Annotated in this window: 2 protein-coding genes; one reads left to right on the top strand and one right to left on the bottom strand. The window is 55.2% G+C overall.

Annotated features, from left to right (window positions below):
• Positions 1-132 precede the first annotated feature (132 nt).
• Entirely contained in the window at positions 133-723 is a 591-nt protein-coding gene (locus LHP98_RS19280; RefSeq protein ID WP_227254164.1) for a hypothetical protein, read from the top strand.
• Positions 724-870: 147 nt separating this feature from the next.
• Here LHP98_RS19280 and LHP98_RS19275 read toward each other — a convergent pair.
• Positions 871-977 (bottom strand): transposase domain-containing protein (locus LHP98_RS19275; protein ID WP_227253783.1); only part of this gene is annotated, 107 nt, incomplete at its 5' end.

Genomic DNA, 977 nt, shown 5'->3' with positions numbered 1-977 from the left:
AAACAGCAAACCATCCAAAACCGCCGCTTGAACCATCAGCGTCAAGCCGCATAGCCTGAAACAGGTGAGCCAGAGCCCTCTGCTCCAAAATCAGGTCGACTGCTCCAAATCTCTCGACGACGGACAGGCACAATGTCGCTGATTTCTCCGTTTGTCGCCGATGTGGCTGAGCATGGTGAATTCACGATTGCAGGTCATCTTGTTGCTGATGATTACTCCGGGGATGAGTTGTACGACAATAAAATGGAGATCGCGGATTTTGAGGCTGCGTTTAATATTGAAGGAGATCGTCCCGAAACTCCGCTTGATACGTATTCGGACCAAAGGAAAGGGTCAGCTGCGCCGGTTTGCACGTCAATGCTGCCTAAGCCGTACGGTTACTGGCAAAGTCACTACTTCGCCACAGGCCTGCCGGTAGCCGCGAGCTACGTGCTTCCTATGGGAACACGAATGCGATGCACGCGGCGCGGTGTCGAGTTGTTACACGCCGGTCGTCTCGTCGGAACCACGAGCTACTGGCATGATCGCTGGTCGCCAGAGTATCCGCGTGAGGGCAACACGCGCTGCGGCGTATACTCGACCCTTGAAGCCACACTGCTTCCCGATGCATTGAAACGGCTGGGGCGTAGACTCGTCTGGAAAGCGAGCATGCGTTTGTGGCAGCGCGCCAGCACACTGGACGAGTTCGAAGTTTTTGAGAAGACAGTCGTCTTTGGGGATTAACGGGTGATGAAAATCGTTCCTTTCGTCGGAAGCGATCCAGTCGGCGCTCACGTAGCTTGCCTTGTCATGATCGTGATTTGCGAAGCGATATGAAGGACTTCCTTCCCTCTTGCTTCCACAGTGCTTCGTAAGCGTCCGGCCAGACTGCTATCGGTTCCAGCGCCACGGGAGCAGATCGTTGACCTTTGTGATTTTGTAGTCCGGAATGCGTGCGAGGGTGTCGGCGAGCCAGGCGTGGGGATCGACGGTGTTGA

It is taken from the genome of Rhodobacter sp. Har01, from assembly GCF_020564565.1.
GTDB lineage: Bacteria > Pseudomonadota > Alphaproteobacteria > Rhodobacterales > Rhodobacteraceae > Pseudogemmobacter.
The sequence above is the reverse complement of the archived record's forward strand: the minus strand, read 5'-3'. Positions and strand labels throughout refer to the sequence as shown.

What these genes read in the sequence shown, in the direction of transcription:
- LHP98_RS19280 (WP_227254164.1), top strand. Translation starts at nt 133, where the DNA reads ATGTCGCTGATTTCTCCGTTTGTCGCCGATGTGGCTGAGCATGGTGAA.